The organism is Anaeromicrobium sediminis, from assembly GCF_002270055.1.
GTDB lineage: Bacteria > Bacillota > Clostridia > Peptostreptococcales > Thermotaleaceae > Anaeromicrobium > Anaeromicrobium sediminis.
This window is the reverse complement of record NZ_NIBG01000016.1, coordinates 46852-62882: the sequence shown is the minus strand read 5'-3', so window position 1 is coordinate 62882 and position 16031 is coordinate 46852. Positions and strand designations below refer to the sequence as shown.

General features: G+C 32.0%; 17 protein-coding genes and 1 riboswitch. Of the genes, 9 read left to right on the top strand and 8 right to left on the bottom strand.

Annotation, left to right across the window (positions count from 1 at the left end; all coding sequences use genetic code 11):
- Nucleotides 1–9: 9 nt before the first annotated feature.
- The 6 genes from CCE28_RS15735 to CCE28_RS15710 all read right to left on the bottom strand — a co-directional run bounded on the left by CCE28_RS15735 (nt 10) and on the right by CCE28_RS15710 (nt 4655).
- A complete protein-coding gene (locus tag CCE28_RS15735) occupies nt 10–606 on the bottom strand; it encodes a prolipoprotein diacylglyceryl transferase family protein (protein ID WP_207652911.1) in 597 nt (198 codons plus the stop codon).
- The gene (locus CCE28_RS15730; protein WP_095134687.1) at nt 596–1192 is read right to left on the bottom strand and encodes a TlpA family protein disulfide reductase; all 597 of its coding nucleotides are present in this window, start codon (nt 1190–1192) and stop codon (nt 596–598) included. Before CCE28_RS15730 ends, CCE28_RS15735 begins: the two co-directional genes overlap by 11 nt.
- A gap of 14 nt (nt 1193–1206) precedes the next feature.
- Complete coding sequence (locus CCE28_RS15725; protein ID WP_095134686.1) at nt 1207–1905, bottom strand: cytochrome c biogenesis CcdA family protein; 699 nt, start codon at nt 1903–1905, stop codon at nt 1207–1209.
- 154 nt (nt 1906–2059) lie between these two features.
- Nucleotides 2060–3445 (bottom strand): HAMP domain-containing sensor histidine kinase, encoded by a 1386-nt coding sequence (locus CCE28_RS15720; RefSeq protein ID WP_095134685.1) that lies wholly within the window; start codon nt 3443–3445, stop codon nt 2060–2062.
- A 9-nt stretch (nt 3446–3454) separates the two neighbouring features.
- Complete coding sequence (locus tag CCE28_RS15715) at nt 3455–4141, bottom strand: response regulator transcription factor (RefSeq protein WP_095134684.1); 687 nt, start codon at nt 4139–4141, stop codon at nt 3455–3457.
- Nucleotides 4142–4328: 187 nt separating this feature from the next.
- The gene (locus CCE28_RS15710; protein WP_095134683.1) at nt 4329–4655 is read right to left on the bottom strand and encodes a cupin domain-containing protein; all 327 of its coding nucleotides are present in this window, start codon (nt 4653–4655) and stop codon (nt 4329–4331) included.
- A gap of 102 nt (nt 4656–4757) precedes the next feature.
- Here CCE28_RS15710 and CCE28_RS15705 point away from each other — a divergent pair, with 102 nt between their 5' ends.
- Nucleotides 4758–5447, top strand: a complete 690-nt coding sequence (locus CCE28_RS15705) for a Crp/Fnr family transcriptional regulator (protein WP_095134682.1) — start codon at nt 4758–4760, stop codon at nt 5445–5447.
- A 73-nt stretch (nt 5448–5520) separates the two neighbouring features.
- Here CCE28_RS15705 and CCE28_RS15700 read toward each other — a convergent pair whose 3' ends face one another.
- Entirely contained in the window at nt 5521–5862 is a 342-nt protein-coding gene (locus CCE28_RS15700; protein ID WP_095134681.1) for a cupin domain-containing protein, read from the bottom strand.
- Nucleotides 5863–5881: 19 nt separating this feature from the next.
- Nucleotides 5882–9871 carry an acyl-CoA dehydratase activase gene (locus tag CCE28_RS15695; protein WP_095134680.1) on the bottom strand — a complete coding sequence of 1330 codons (3990 nt, stop codon included), beginning with the start codon at nt 9869–9871 and terminating at the stop codon, nt 5882–5884.
- A 394-nt stretch (nt 9872–10265) separates the two neighbouring features.
- Nucleotides 10266–10353, top strand: a riboswitch (cyclic di-GMP riboswitch).
- A gap of 89 nt (nt 10354–10442) precedes the next feature.
- Here CCE28_RS15695 and CCE28_RS15690 point away from each other — a divergent pair.
- The 8 genes from CCE28_RS15690 (at nt 10443) to CCE28_RS15655 (ending at nt 15911) form a co-directional block, all read left to right on the top strand.
- Nucleotides 10443–10796: a DUF192 domain-containing protein gene (locus CCE28_RS15690; RefSeq protein ID WP_095134679.1), complete on the top strand. Its 354-nt coding sequence runs from the start codon at nt 10443–10445 to the stop codon at nt 10794–10796.
- A gap of 7 nt (nt 10797–10803) precedes the next feature.
- Nucleotides 10804–10998, top strand: coding sequence for a Flp family type IVb pilin (locus tag CCE28_RS15685; protein ID WP_408607040.1), 195 nt, complete (start codon nt 10804–10806; stop codon nt 10996–10998).
- A 91-nt stretch (nt 10999–11089) separates the two neighbouring features.
- Nucleotides 11090–11611 carry an A24 family peptidase gene (locus CCE28_RS15680; RefSeq protein WP_095134677.1) on the top strand — a complete coding sequence of 174 codons (522 nt, stop codon included), beginning with the start codon at nt 11090–11092 and terminating at the stop codon, nt 11609–11611.
- Nucleotides 11605–11988 carry a TadE/TadG family type IV pilus assembly protein gene (locus tag CCE28_RS15675; RefSeq protein WP_095134676.1) on the top strand — a complete coding sequence of 128 codons (384 nt, stop codon included), beginning with the start codon at nt 11605–11607 and terminating at the stop codon, nt 11986–11988. The genes CCE28_RS15680 and CCE28_RS15675 overlap by 7 nt, the downstream gene beginning before the upstream one ends.
- Nucleotides 11989–12093: 105 nt before the next feature.
- Nucleotides 12094–12759: a Flp pilus assembly protein CpaB gene (gene cpaB, locus CCE28_RS15670; protein ID WP_095134675.1), complete on the top strand. Its 666-nt coding sequence runs from the start codon at nt 12094–12096 to the stop codon at nt 12757–12759.
- Between the two features lie 11 nt (nt 12760–12770).
- Nucleotides 12771–13526: an AAA family ATPase gene (locus CCE28_RS15665; RefSeq protein ID WP_095134674.1), complete on the top strand. Its 756-nt coding sequence runs from the start codon at nt 12771–12773 to the stop codon at nt 13524–13526.
- Between the two features lie 13 nt (nt 13527–13539).
- Nucleotides 13540–14952: a CpaF family protein gene (locus tag CCE28_RS15660; RefSeq protein WP_095134673.1), complete on the top strand. Its 1413-nt coding sequence runs from the start codon at nt 13540–13542 to the stop codon at nt 14950–14952.
- Entirely contained in the window at nt 14949–15911 is a 963-nt protein-coding gene (locus CCE28_RS15655) for a type II secretion system F family protein (protein ID WP_095134672.1), read from the top strand. The genes CCE28_RS15660 and CCE28_RS15655 overlap by 4 nt, the downstream gene beginning before the upstream one ends.
- Nucleotides 15912–16031: the final 120 nt, after the last annotated feature.

The window sequence follows — 16031 nt, the reverse complement described above, 5'->3', positions numbered from 1 at the left end:
ATATATAATCTATAATATTTTATAATATAAAAGTATTAGTAAACAAGCTATTATACTTGATACAAACTTATAATTACTTTTCTTTGGTAAATTCAATTCTATTATGATACCAATTATAAACATGATAGATAAATATAAAATTCCCCTTTGGCCATTTTTCATATGATTTAAAGGCAAAGAAAGTTTATCAAACATGAATGTCCATACTCCTATGGCCATGGAAAAATAAAAGGGTGTGATAAAAATTCTTAATAATTTTTCTAATGGAATTTTATATTTTAAAGAACAAATTCCTAATATCACTAATCCTACTATTATTCCTCCCATGAATGAAAGATTGTAATGGGACATTTTTAATATGTCAAACATATTCTCCCTATATAAGTCCATGTTCATTAGTACATAGGTAAGTCTAGCTCCAATAAGTCCACTGACTAATGTAATCATGAATATGTCTTCTATTTTATTTTTATCTTGCTCATGTTCCTTAGCTAATGAGCCTGCTATAAAATAACTTATGAAAATAGCTACCGTAGTTATAAACATAAACCATGTTATAGTTATTGATTTATAAGAGAAGAAAAATGGGCTCATCTTACTTCTCAATCTCCGCTCGTATATTTCCAACTATTTCATCCATTTGGGCAGCTGTCATCATTCCTGGTACTGCTCCTAATAACAGTCCCTCTTTGTCTACAAAGTAAGTTGTAGGGAACGCACTAACTAAATATTTAGCTGATACATCTCCACTTTCATCAAGTGCAACAGGGAATGTGTATTTACCCTCTTTAATATACTTCTCAACAATATCTTTACCTTCACGTACATTAACAGCTAACACTACCAGGTCATCATTTTCCTTATTCAGCTTTTCTAAATCAGGCATTTCCATATCACAATAAGCACACCATGTGGCCCAGAAATTTATTAAGACTATCTTGCCTTTATAATCACTAAGGGACACGTCTTTTCCATTTAAATCCTTAAGAGTAAATTTTGGTGCTGGTTTACCAACGGCTAATTCCTCTTCTGCGCTAGGTTTTTCATCAGCCTTTTCTTCAGGAGCTTTTTCTACATTTTCCTCTTGTGCAGTATTAGTTTTCTCTGGACTTGTTTCCACCTTCGTTCCATAGTATAATCCTACCACTAATCCAATGGCTAGAATTACTATAATAATATTTCTCTTAGTCATTCTTTTCCTCCCCCTTATATTAATAATCTACTTATATTAACAACTAGATTAAAATAAACTAATATTCCAAATACCACCATCATAAAGCCACTAATTTTAGGAATATATACTGCAAACTTTTCTGCCCTGGACATAAATTTACTTAAATAATTACTAAACAGGGCCGTTGCAAGGAAAGGGATGGCCATTCCTAAAGAGTACATACCTAATAGATAAACTCCCTTTGAAACAGTAGCCGTTCCTCCTGCATAAATAAGAATAGATGCCAAAACTGGGCCAAAACATGGTGTCCATCCAGCGGCAAAGGCCATTCCCACTAAAATTGCACTAAACCAATTAGTAATCTTTTGTGGGGCTTTAAATTTCTTTTCCATACTTAAAAAGTTAAGTTTTAAAATACCCATCATCTTTAATCCAAATATTATAGTTAACAATCCACTTACTTTAGAAAAAAGTATTTTATTCCTTACAAATATTTTTCCTATAAAGCTAGCAGATGTACCCATTATCATGAATATAATTGTAAATCCTATGACAAAACCAATAGTTCTCTTTAGTACATAAAGTTTTCTTTCCTCTAGCTCATTTTCCATGCTGATACCAGTAATATACATGATGTACACTGGTATTAATGGAAGTATGCAGGGTGAGAAAAAAGATAAAAATCCAGCCCCAAAGGCTATGGATAATGAAACATCTCCTAATAATCCCATATACGTTCCTCCTAAACCATATATTAACCCTTATCTAATATTTTTTGGGTTCTCCTATATTTTAACAAAACATTGTAAAGAAAATATAAAGATATATTAATAGGATAATATTTTATTTAATATATACCCTTTAATAGTCTAATAAACATGAAAGTTAATTTTTAATTGGTAGCCTTACAATAAATATAGACCCTTCACCTAATTTACTTTCAGCATTAATAGTACCACCAAGGGCATTAACTAGTGCTTCTGATATAGTTAGCCCGATTCCCATGCCTCCTGTTTTTCTGTTCCTAGTCTCATCAATTCTATAAAACCTTTCAAATATGAATGGTAAGTCATCTTTAGATATACCTATACCATTATCCTTAACAGCTATGACTATATTCTTGTCCCTTTTTTCTAGTGTCACTTCCACTTTACCATTTTTATCTGTATAGTTATAAGCATTATTAAGTAAGTTAACTATAACTTGCTTTATTTTATCCTTGTCAGAATTTATTAATATGTCTCCATCAGATTTAAAAATCAGATTAATATTTTTATTTTCATATTGGGGTCTAAATAACTCTAATAGCTGATTTAGTTCATCTGTAATATTAAACTCCTTCATATTTAACTTTATACTTTCCTCTTCTAATTTATTTATGTCCTTAAGTCTATCCACTAATTTGGAAAGTCTTATGGTCTCCTCATAACAACTTTCAAGCCTTTCCTTTGTAGGCTCCCAGACTCCATATAAAAATGCCTCCATGGTATTTTGTAAAGTCATTAGAGGAGTTCTAATTTCGTGGGACATATCAGATGCAAGTCTTTTCCTAAGCATATCCTTATTCTCAAGACTCTTTACTAGATATTTAATTGCATTAGACAATTCATTTATCTCATAGGTGCTACTCTTTTCATCTAAACATACATCTAAATTTCCCTTTCTAATTTCATTTGTAGTTTTAGTCATATTTTTTAAAGGGATAGAAAAGTGTCTTGCTAAAAATATACTTATTATTATTCCTATCATTAATGTCCCAAGGGCCGTTTCTATTAAAGTATTAGTTATGGTATCCTTCATCTGTAAATCACGACTAGTACAATTATCTAAACCATAGTATCCTATAATCACATTCCCGATTTTTCTATTATACTTTACTAATTCATATTTTTCTTCCTTGTAATATTTAGGATCAAAGGTCTTTTGTATCATATCATTAGAATCCATAGTTGATTCATCCTTCATAGCATTTACATAGTTCTTCTTTGTTTCAAAGGTAATCTTTCCATCTAAATCTTCCACCCTAATATACAATTGTTCACTTTTAGCAAGTAGCTCTATATCCTGTGAACGCTCTATAGCAGTCTCTTCATCACAATTATTCTCTACAATATCAACAACAGTAGCAACAGTTTTATTTTTTTTATCTTCTAAGTACTTCTCAAAATTCTTATCTATTTTATAATTACTTATGGCAAGACCCAAAACAGTAGATAGTAATATTACGATTAAAAAACTAATTATTAATTTATTTATAAGTTTTATCTCCATACTCCACCCCTAAAAATTAAATTTATATCCCATGCCATAAACCGTTTCAATATACTGTGGCTCCTTAGGATTGTCCTCTATCTTATGTCTTATATTCTTTATGTGAACATCCACAGTTCTATCAATACCATCAAAATCGATCCCAAATGCCTTTTCCACAAGAGTATCCCTAGATAAAATTGTACCTCTATTAGAAATTAATATTTTTAGTATTTTAAATTCATTTGGTGTAAACTTAATTTTCATTCCCTTTTTCATTACAGTTAATAACTTCATATCCACCTCTAAATCCCCATCATTAAATGCAAACTTCTGAGCCTGTGGATTATCTTCCTTATAAGCTCTTCTCATAATAGCTGCCACCCTACTTACAAGTTCCCTTGCACTAAAGGGCTTTGTTATATAATCATCGGCTCCTATACTTAGACCTTCTATTTTATTTTCTTCATCAACCTTTGCTGTAAGCATAATTATGGGAACATCAGATTTAGCCCTAATCTTTTTACATATGTCTTCTCCACTGATTATTGGAAGCATCAGATCCAATATTATAAGGTGAATTTCTTCCCTTTCAAATATATCTAAGGCACCCTTTCCCTCATAGGCCTTATAAATATTATAACCCTCTACTTTTAAAAAGGCCTCTAATAGCTCTGTAATTTTAATTTCATCATCCACAATCAGTATATTCTTCATTCATATCTCTCCCATATTTACAATCTATCAGTACTCATATAATATTGCCCGTAATATCTTTCTTTAACTCTATTATAAAGTCTATACTCATACATTAAAATATCCCCTATTATAATAATAGGGGATATTTTATATCATATCAGAAAAATATAAAGAAAATATTAAGATTTATCTTTTTTATATTAATCTATTCACTTTTATAATTTTTAGGATTTGGAGCCTTTACTACAAAGAACTCTAAAACTCCATCGTCAAAATTTTTCACATTCATCTTCACATTGTAGGGAATATTTAAAAGCTTTCCAGCTTCATATGTGCGTGCCTCTTCATCTCCTAGTTGAATAGTCATTGTCCCTCTTATAATTATCATATATACATTAGAATTTGAGTAATGCTCAGGCAGTCCTGTTCCCTTTGTAAGTATCATATGATTTAGTGCCACATTCTCATCATCTATTATCCTTTCAATTATCTTTTCATTTAACATCTTATATTCATAAACCTTTTCTAACATGGTTTTCTTCCTCCTTTAAATATTGTTAATTATATAATATAATTTAAAATATATTTTAGCAGTTACCATGGTAACTAATTTATATATATGGGAGAAAATTTTATGGAGTTATCAAATTATATACATATCTTACAACTACATAACCTGTTTAAAGATTTTTCTAAAGAAGAGCTTATAGACATATTTAATAAAAATAGTCACAGGATTTGTGAGTATAATAAAAACAGTATAATCCATGTGGAAAGTGAAGAATGTTCTACCCTAGATGTGGTTTTACAAGGTCAAATAATAGTTCAAAGAATTGATGAAAATGGAAATGTACTTACTATAGCAGAGTTTCATGTGGGAGAATCTATTGGTTCTAACTTATTATTTGGAAATAACAATACTTATCCTATGAGTATACTTGCAAAATTAGATACGGTTATATTACATATTCAAAAGGATTTTCTATTAGATCTTTGTCAAGATAATAAAAGGTTTTTAATTGAGTTTTTAAAATGTGTATCTGATAAAACTTTCATATTAACAAATAAGATAAAATCCATATCTATGAAATCCTTAAGGGAATCCATAATAGATTTTTTAAATTGTGAGTACCACACTCAAAAGTCTAATACTATCCAGTTAAATATGACTAAAAAGGAGTTAGCTGAAATATTGGGAGTTCAAAGGACTTCCCTATCTAGGGAGTTAAATAAGATGAGAAAAGATAATCTTATTAACTATGATTCCCATTCCATAACAATAAAAGATTTAAATGTGTTAAAAAAGGCAATGGATAACTTATAAAATCCATTGCCTTTTCACATCTAACGTTTATTTTTTCAATTTTAAATAATTTAAACCCTACTAGTCTTCATAATTACTTCACTAAAATTAGTAACATCTTGAAATTCTCAACGGCCTCTAAACCATGAGGTATATCAGCAGGCATTACTGTAGTCTGTCCAGCCTCTAATAATAGTTTCGGATTGTCTCCAATACTTATTTCTACCTTACCATCTAATATATATACCATAGCATCTCCTGGTGCAGAGTGAGTACTTATTCCCTCGCCCTTATCAAAAGCAAATAAAGTCATAGTTAAATTATCCCTTTGTACTAATGTTCTACTTACAACTCTTCCCTCTTCATAAGTCACTAACTCCTTCATAACTAATGCCTCTTCAAAGGGTATATTTTTTATAAACTTTCTTTTTTCCATTACAATTCCTCCTTAATTATTATATATAGTGTATAAAAGTATTTATTTTAGTTTCCATAGTATTATGCTTAGTTCCATCAAAATCTAGATTAATTATTGGTGGTATTTCCTCATTTTCAAAATTCTTTTGTAATATGTTCAATATGGTAGCCGTATTTTCATACATGGAACCAATAGTCATAATACCGTTAATATTTTCAGGATGGCGATATAATTTAGTAAATCTGTATCTTCCATCTCCTCCTGCATATAGTTTTAATTTACTATCTGCCCCATTTACAAACTCGCCTAAATCCTTATCGTATGGACTATGTTCACATAATATATGATGCAGCTCACCCATTATGTTTTGTAACTCATATAGGTGTTTTTTCATACTCTTATTTTTCTTCTTCTCCTTAATAAAATAGTCATTCCATCTCATCCACAATAGTTCTCCTAAAGGTTGGTATATTATCTTTATATGTTCCTCTTCTATCTTTTTTAATCTATATTCATTAAGAAATGGTTGGAAGAGAATATTAACTTCTCCTAGGGCCAACACTCTTTTTAAATAATTCCTTTTCTTTAAATCTTCATATATATCCTTAGCCATTTCCTTTAAATTCTGTTCATTTAATTTACCTCTTTTAATAAGATCACATACTTTATCTAAATATTCTTGTCGAACCTCTATATGCGATGTCATCACCAAGTCACCTGCAATGGTACCTAGACCCATATCTATTCCATAGTGAGTTTCATCTATTAACATGTCTTCCATAAATGGGGAAACAATCTTCACGTCTTCATAATTGGCCTCATCTAACTTTTGACGTAGAAGACGATTGTATTGACCAAAGACTTCACTTCCCTCAGTTTTTGGTATATATATACTCCCCTTATTAGATCTAATTTCATCAATATTGCTCATCACATCTCCAATTAACCCTAAGCATGATAAATATTCCTTAGACATGGAATATGATTTCCCAATTTTGAGAGAAGCCTCATTTGTCATAGGCAGAACTTCTGCATCAATTCTCTTATTCTTAAAAATCTCTTTATATATACATCCATAGGGAAATAAATAAGGTATATATAGTTTTCCTACTCCTTGACTATTTGAGCCAATATTTACATTTTTATGCTTAACAACCTTAGAATATTTTTCAATTGGAAGAATTTCTTCCCCTGAAGATGTTATTCCATCTATACTGTTTACAAAGGCCTCTAGCCGAGTGATTACACCCACACTAGATTCATGTTCATCAACTTCTATGTGTAAATATGGTTTGCCCTTCATTTCATCCTTAACGTAATGGGCTATCATACTATCTGGCCCGCATCCGTGGTTTGATAAGTATATGGCATATAGGTTAGGATTTTGTTTTACAATCTGAGTTCCTGATATGATATGTTGACCAAAGGGCCAATACATATTAGGATATTCCTTAGATATATCATGATCATGGGCTGGAAGATTGGATAGATTCAACACTTTATAACCCATTTCTCTTAACTTTTGTGGAATTCCCATGTTAAGTCCCTTATCCACAATATTGTATGTTCTTGTAATGATAACAAAGGCCTTTTCATCAGGTTTTAAATTATCTATAATATCTTTACCTAATTTTTCAACTTCATTTTCATATTCCATAAGTCTTCCCATTCCCTTTTGTAATGCACTTATTGTCTTTATCTTTCCTTTTCCTAATTGGGCACCCATATCCATTAATGTTTTAGCCATATATTTCTTACCAAATTTAAATGAAAGGGCAGGTGCAAGTAATTCTATACCCTTATTTTCTAGGTCCATGACAGAATTCACCATTTGGGGAATTGTCTGCATAAATGTACAAGAATAATCCTCCCTAGTCTTTGAATTTGCATGCTTCATAGTATATAGACTAGGCAGGAATATATAATCAACACCCTTGTCTAGTAATGAAGCCACGTGACCATTAATAAGTTTAATTGGATAACAAGTTTCATCTAAGGAATAGACTTGAATCAATCCTACAATATGCGAATTAGTTTGATCGGAAAGAATAACATTAAATCCTAACTCCTTAAAGAACACATTAAACATTGTAAATAATTTGTGTAAAAATAGGACCCTTGGAATCCCTATTGTCTTCTTAGAAGGATCAATTTTTCCCGTGTATCCTTTTAAGAATAGTTTTTCCATCTTTTCTTCAATCCAACTATGCTTTTCCTTAGGACTTACTTCTAGTGATTCATCTTTCACATTTTGATCAAGATACCATCCCTTGAAGTTTGTTGATTGACCTTTCATCTTTTCCTTAGTTAAAATGGCCACACCATATGCCCCTGTAACACTAAAGAAAGGAGGAACCTTTATTTCCTTTCCTAGTACAGATTCAAATGCATTTACTACGGCTTGATTGTTAGTTACTCCACCTTGGAAAAATATTTTTTTCCCAACCTTCTTTGTTCCCACAACCCTATTTAAATAGTTATTTACAATGGAATAACTAAGTCCTGAAGCTATATCTTCCTTCTTTGCACCCTCAGCCAATGCATTAGCAATGTTCCCTTCTATGAATACTGTACACCTCTCCCCTAAATATATAGGGTTGTCACTTTTCAGTGCTAAATCTCCATAGTCTTCTATGGCAATATCTAATTTCTTTGCCTGCTCTTCAATGAATGATCCAGTTCCAGCAGCACAGATTTTGTTCATTTCAAAATCTACAACAACGCCCTTTTCAATCTGAATATATTTTGAATCCTGACCTCCAATTTCAAAGATGGTATCTACTTCTGGATCTATAGTTATGGCTGCCTTAGCTTGGGCTGTAATCTCATTTACAATCACATCTGATCCTGCCTTCTTCCCTACTAAATATCTACCAGATCCTGTAGTTCCCATGCCTTTTATGGTTACACGGTCACCAAATTCTTCATATATGGATCCTAATCCTTTTTGTACTGCATTAAGAGAGTCACCTAGGGTTCTTAAATATCTATAAGTAATTATTTCATTTTCTTCATCCATTAAAACTAGGTTTGTACTAGTAGAGCCAATATCAATTCCTAAATACGCATCTACTTTTTCATCTTTTCCTATAGTCTTACACCTATGTTTATTTAAAATCTCTCTCTTACCACGTAAGTGTAATGGTTTTTGATTAAAGTCATTTCCCATCTTCCTAAAGGATGGATTCTCACCTTCTTTTACTAGAAATTTAATTAATTCATCTAAGGTCACTGTAGGACCCTTTTCTTTTACATTTATTGCTGCACCTAGGGCTCCAAATACAGGAAACTCTTTTGGAATAATAAGGTCACCTTCTTCAAGATCTAAAATATCCTTAAGAGCCTGAATAATTCCCTCGTTATGTCCTACTCCTCCTGCAAAGATAATGGGTTTCTTAATTGGAGTCTTTTTAATAACACTACCCTTATAATTTCTTACTAGGGCATAAGCCAATCCTAACAACATATCCTCTGTCTTTATTCCCTCTTGTTGGTGATGGATAATATCTGTCTTTGCAAACACACTACATCTGCCTGCAATTCTAGGAATAGAAGTGGCTTTTTTTATATACTCAGAATAATCTTCTAACTTAAGACCTAAACGAGATACCTGTTCTTCTAGAAATGACCCTGTTCCTGCTGAACAACTTGAATTCATAGCAAATCCAATTCTTGATTTATCCCTATTTGACACATCATATATATATTTTGCACTCTGTGCTCCAATTTCTATAATAGAGCCTATATTTTCGTTTATTCCTAGGCTTCCTTCAACTAAACAATAGACTTCGTTAAACCAAAGGTCTTTATTTAATTTTTCAAATCTCTTTGCTCCTTCACCTGTAAGTCCAATATGGCTAATATTATCCTTACCATATAATTCTCCCACTTCTTCAAGTGCTTTTAATAATACTGTACCCATATCTCCCTTATGGAGAATATATCTTGTTTCTTTTATTTCATTTTTTTCATTTATAATTACTAGCTTTATAGAAGCATATCCAATATCAATTCCTAAACTATACATAATATTTCTCCTTTTGTAATATAATGGTCACTTCCGTTTTAGCAATGATTTCCTTTTTCTTTTGATATTTATTCTCATTATAGTATAAGATACATAAAATTTACGTATCCAATGATACGTTTTTGAAAAAAATTTTATGTATTATTGTAATAGTATTTATTATTTTTTACATTTTTTTACTTTATTGTAAAAAATTACTTTACCCTATGTTTTTAAGTTTTAATTTAAGTGGTTAATCCTTCTCTCAAAAGCTATTTTACTATTTATCAGCCCTCTACAAGTATCACTTTTAAATTCATTTCAAAGTCTAAATTTGTCGCAAGCAGGTCCAAAGACCTATTGTTGTATAGTTAGTTTGATTATAAAATTTAAATAAGAATCAAGTGCAACAAAAACTCGATAATGGCAAAACTGGTGAAATCCAGTGACGCAAAGCTATAGGGGCTAAGGTGTATCTTACACTATGCCAGCCAGTTACCGAAGGTGGATAGGCACTTACTATTTGGTTATCATAACCCTGTCTTTCCTTACGGTAAAGGCAGGGTTATTTTTATATGGGAGGTGAATTTTATTGAAGCTCATTAATCTAGATAATGGTCAGGTTTTAGCAGAAAAGGTTCATATGGCAAATACTTTCTTCAAAAGATTAAAAGGACTCATGTTTTCAAAAAATCTACCTTCTGATTGTGCGCTTTATATTCAACCCTGCCGAGGTATTCACACCTTTTTCATGCGTTACAGCATTGATGTGTTACATCTTGATTCTTTTGGAAAAGTTGTAGCAATAGAAGAAAATGTACAGCCTGGAAGAATTGGAAAAGTCCATCCTCATACGATGGAAATCATTGAACTTCCAGCTGGAAAAATTGAAAAAAACCAAACAAAATTGGGAAACACTATTCAATTGAGTAAAAAACAAATGTAAAAAAGGAGTGATACACATGTTAAAAAAATTAAAAGGTTTAATCACTGAAGAAAAAGGTCAAGGTATGACAGAATACGGTCTTATATTAGGAGTAATCGCAGTTGCAGTTCTTGCAGTTATTGGTTTATTCGGTACTAGCATTGAAAATATGTTTAAAGATACACTAGAGAAAGTTGAAAAACCTACATCTACAGAGTCTTAATATTTACATAAAAGGTATTGGCGTATAGATAACGGCCCCACATTAAAATGTAGGGCCATTTTTTTCAATATTCTGAAAGAGAGGTGATAGTATGTGGTTTGATCTTTTATTAGTCATAATTTTAATTATCTGTGTTGTTACAGATATAAAAGAACGAAAAATATATAACAAAGTAATCTTTCCAAGCCTTATGATTGCCTTTTTATCTCATATTCTATTAGATGGACCTAACAGCTTATATTCTTCCTTTACTGGCTTTCTTGTTGGTTTTTTAATCCTTTTGGGGCCTTATCTTTTAGGTGGAATGGGAGCTGGAGATGTAAAGCTACTTGCATTAATTGGTGCTTTGAAAGGTCCTTCCTTTGTATTTTACACAAGCATATATATGGCACTTGCAGGAGGACTCATGGCACTCATAATGCTGATTTTCCAAAAACGACTCCATGCTACCCTTAAATCTATATATTACTATATTTTCAGCTTGAAATATGGCATAAAATTACATTTATTGATCAATAACGATGACCTTTCCAACACCTATCCATACGGTACAGCCATTGCAGCAGGAGCTATGATAAATCTCCTTTTAGGAGGGGGATTGCTATTATGTTAAAAAAGGAAAATGGTCAATCTCTTGTTGAATTTGCATTGATTTTACCTATTTTATTGCTTTTATTATGTGGCATTTTGGATTTTGGAAGGGTAATGTATACATATATGCATCTCAATTTAATCACTCAAGAATCAGTACGGATAGGCGGCCTTGGAGAATCAGATACAGAAATTATAACTTTTGCTCAAAGTAATTTCAATGTGGGAGATGTAGATCTTCTTCTGATTCAAATCTCCCCTAGTGAGTCACAAAGAAAATCAGGAGATTATATTACAGTTACCCTGGAATATCCTGTTACATATGTTACCCCTTTCTTTGCAACCCTATTCCCATCTCCTTACAAAGTGATTACCGATTCTACAATTCGTATAGAATAAGGTGATATAAATGATGAATAAAATTATTTGGAAACAGGCTACCCTGAAAAATTTAAATTTTAAACATTATTCATACCCTATCAAACTAGTAAAGTAGGTGAAAATATGAAATCAAAGTTAATGCTAGTACTTGCAATTATCATGGGACTTATTACAACATTTTTATTCTATAACTATATGGAGACACTCAAAGAAGAAAAGTTATCTAATAGTAAAATGGCAACTATCCTTGTTGCAAAACAAGATATCCGCAAAAATCAGAAAATATCAAAATCCATGGTCATCCTAAAGCAGGTTCATGAAAAAAGTATCCATCCACAAACAGCAAAGAATCTTTCAGAAATAGAAAATCAAATAGCAACAGCTAACATAATAAAGGGAGAACCGATTCTAAAACACCGACTTCAAAACCAGGCTGAAGAAACACAGTTTGTTTCCAGAAAAATTAGAAAAGGTTATAGGGCTGTATCTGTAGGTGTGAATATGGTTCAATCTGTTACAAATTTAATCGAACCAGGAGATTTAGTAGATGTAGTTTTTAGTGAAGAAATAGAAGAATCCAACAAAGAAAAGGTTGTTCGAACAGAGCTAATCCTTCAGCAGGTGCGTGTTTTAGCTGTTGGCAGAAAAATGGTTGAATCAACAAAAGAAAATCCTTATGTGGAGTATAGCGCTGTCACCTTAGAATTAAGACAGAATGATGCTGTAAGATTAGTCAATACTCAAGAAAGAGGAAATATTCATCTGGTTCTTTATAGTAAACTTAAGTAAAGGAGGATCTCATGATAGGAAATCAAAACGCCACGACAAAACGAGGTAAAATGATCGTCATTTGCAGTGCTAAGGGAGGCGTAGGAAAAACCGTACTCACAACCAATCTTTCCGTTGCCCTATCTAAGAAAAAATTTAAGACGGTCATTTTAGATAGCTGCTTTCAGTTTGGAAATATTCATTTGGTCATGGACCTTAAACCTAAATTCACAATAAAAGATGCAGTAGATCAGATAGGTGACTTAAATAAAAACCTTCTTACCTCTTATCTTAGTAGTCATGAAAGTGGTGTGAAAATATTACCTTCACCTCCTAGTCCAGAATATGCTGATTTGATTACTTCTGAGTCTCTTAATAAGGTTTGTAGTCTTTTATTAGATAGTTGTGATTATTTACTTATAGATACAAATGCAGGACTTCCTGAGCATAACCTATATTTCATTGAGAAAGCAGATGAAATTCTCCTTATAACCGATTTAGAAATGACTTCATTAAAAAATACAAAATCTATGTTGTCCATATTTGACGCTTTAAATTTAGGTGAAAAAGTAAAGATTGTGGTTAATCGCTCTACTATGAAAAGTCTTTTAAAATCAAAGGATGTTCCTAAAATCTTAGAGAAAGAATCACTACATTATATTCCTAATAATTTTGAAATTGTATCAAGATCTATTAATATAGGAATGCCCTTTGTCATGCATTATCGAAGAAAAGATATTACAAAAGCTATTTTTCATATTGCTGACCTTCTTTCAACAGAATCATAAAGGAGAGATATAGATGAGTCTTCTAGCAAAATTAAAAAACAAAAACCAGGATAGTACCTCTCCTCCTTCAATAGAGAAGAAAGAGGAGATAAATCAAAAGGTCATACCTACTCCTAATGAAATAAATGCTCCTAATAAACAAAAAAAAGAACCAATTCAACCTACAGATAAAAATCAAGAATTAAAAAAACAGCTCCATAAACAGGTCCTAAGAGAGATGAAAAAGGATTCAATAGAAAACATCATTGAAAGAATTGATGAAATGGCTGTTGAAATCATTAAAGAAGATGAAACACTTTTGGGAATGGTTGATAGAAAAAAAATTGTAGATGAGTTAGTTAATAATCTCATAGGCTACGGTCCAATTAATCCTTTATTATTAGACCCAGAGGTTACAGAGGTTATGGTAAATGGCCCTTCTATGGTATATGCCGAAAGAAAGGGAAAATTAGAACTAACGAATATAAGATTTCAAGACAACGACCATGTAATGCATATTATTGAAAAAATTGTTGCCCCCCTAGGACGCCGAATCGATGAAAGCAGTCCTATGGTTGATGCGAGACTACCTGATGGCTCTCGTGTAAATGCAATCATTCCTCCTCTAGCATTAAATGGACCAACCATAACCATTCGTAAATTTTCAAAGGACCCTTTTACAATAGAGAATTTGATTGGTTTTGGTACCCTTACAAGGGAGATGGCAATATTTTTAGAGGCTTGTGTAAAGGCAAGGCTCAATATCTTTATCAGTGGAGGGACAGGATCTGGAAAAACAACAACCCTAAACGTCCTTTCTTCTTTCATTCCTAACGATGAAAGAATTATTACCATAGAAGATGCAGCTGAACTTCAGCTTTGGCAGGATCATGTAGTATCTTTAGAATCTCGTCCTCCCAATATAGAAGGAAAAGGTGCTATTACCATCCGTGATTTAGTTCGAAATTCATTACGTATGAGACCTGAGAGAGTTGTTGTAGGAGAAGTCCGCGGTGGAGAGGCACTGGATATGCTTCAAGCAATGAACACAGGGCATGATGGTTCATTAGCTACAGGGCACTCTAATAGTCCTAGAGACATGATCTCTCGTTTAGAAACAATGGTCTTAATGGCTGGAATGGAACTTCCTATAAAAGCCATAAGAGAACAGATTGGCAGTGCCATTGACTTAATAGTTCAGCAGTCAAGACTAAAGGATGGATCGAGAAAAATCACTAATATTACAGAAATTCAAGGTCTTGAAGGAGATGTGATTGTACTTCAAGATATCTTTGTTTTCAAGCAACAGGGAGTAGATGATCAGGGAAAAATCATTGGAAAATTAGTCCCTACTGGAATTCGTCCTAAATTCTATGAAACTCTCACAACTAGTGGTATTCATATACCAACAAGCGTATTTATGGAAGAGGAGGATTGGAATCTATGAAATGGGTAATTCTTTCATTCTTCTTGATTACATCATTGATTATTTTTGCAATAATTCTCAATACATTATCTTTTTCTCAAAGACGCTTTGAAAAAAGAGTTCAACATTATTTATTAAGTGATAATGAGAAAATATTAGAAAAGAAAAATTTTAATCTACTGGTACAAATGCAATTAATGAATCAAAAATTTAAAAAGCAACTTCCTTCCATAAAATCTACTGAAAAGCTAGAAACCATATTAAATAGAGCTGGTGTTCCCTTAAGTCCAGAAGAATTTGTTTTCTTCAGGTGGATGGCTGGTGTGTTCTTTGGAAGTTTATTATATATTTTTTCAAAAAATATTTTGTTTTTTATAATAGGAGGATTTTTGGGATATATTTTTCCAAAATTACTCATAAAAAGAAAAGTTCATGAACGTCTCTTAAAATTCAATGAAGGTCTTCCTGATATGATTACCATTATTGTCGGTTCCTTAAGAGCAGGTTTTAGTTTTCCTCAATCATTAAAATCTGTTGTAGAAGAATCAGATTCTCCTATAAAAGAGGAAATCAGTCTTCTACTAAAAGAAATGCAGTATGGTGGAAGTATTGAAGAGGCCTTATACAATCTTCAAGAAAGAATGCCTAGTGGAGATCTTGAACTTATGATTCAAGCTATCTTGATTCAAAGGCAAGTTGGAGGAAACTTGGCTACTGTACTAGATATTATTATACAGACCATTCGTGATCGAAATGCCATTCAACGCCAACTTATGACCCTTACATCACAAGGAAGGCTATCAGGGCTCATTATAGGGCTTCTCCCTATTATCTTAAGTTTTGCCATCTATTTCATCAATCCAGATTATATATCTGTTTTATTTACAGAACGGATTGGACTCATTATGGTTGGAATGGGCATATTTTCAGGAATTATTGGTTTTATTTTGATACGAAAGATTACAATAATCGAGGTGTAGTTCATGATATATATTACTTTTTTCTGTAGCACTACCTTACTCACCCTCCTATTTTTTTCTATTATTTATGGAAAAAAGGGAATAAAAAAGCAAGAAAGCACGTTATCTAAAGATAAGGAA